A 532-nucleotide genomic window follows, 5' to 3' on the forward strand; every position below is an offset into this window, starting at 1 on the left:
AGTTCGGCTCCTTTAATATTGGCCGCCGTGTCCTTCCCAGCTTCCGGGGGAACTAGTGGGTCGTCTGACCCATGCAACACAAGCGTCGGAGCACTTATGTTGGCTAGTCGTGATCTTAAGTCACCGGTTGCTGCGATGGCGGCGATGTGCCGCCAAAACCCGCTTGGGTTATATGCTCGTTTGACTTCGGCTAAGGCTTGATCTCGTTGAGCGGATTCGTCAAACGGATAGCCTCGCCCGGTAATCACTTGAGAAAAGGCAACGCAATGTGCGAGATAGCCCTGTTCGTCTTTCAAAGGATGTGGCGCGGGCGATGTCATCGCCGCCATCACTGCAGGGCTGGCCTGCGGCAAATCACGATTGCCAGTACTCGACATAATGGAAACCAGAGATAGAACGCGTTCAGCATGCTCGCTGGCCAACAGTTGTGCAATCATGCCGCCCATTGATCTCCCAACCACGTGCGCTCGTTTGATCATCAACGAATCGAGAAGTCCTACAGCGTCGTTCGCCATATCGAACAGCGTATAAG

The 532-nt window shown here is 54.1% G+C and carries 1 protein-coding gene; it reads right to left on the reverse strand.

Annotated features, from left to right (window positions below; genetic code table 11):
• The coding region (locus C5P05_RS00310) for an alpha/beta fold hydrolase (protein ID WP_114967974.1) at positions 1 to 532 on the reverse strand (532 nt) is incomplete at both ends.

This window comes from Rhodoferax ferrireducens, assembly GCF_003347515.1.
Taxonomy (GTDB): Bacteria; Pseudomonadota; Gammaproteobacteria; order Burkholderiales; family Burkholderiaceae_C; genus Rhodoferax.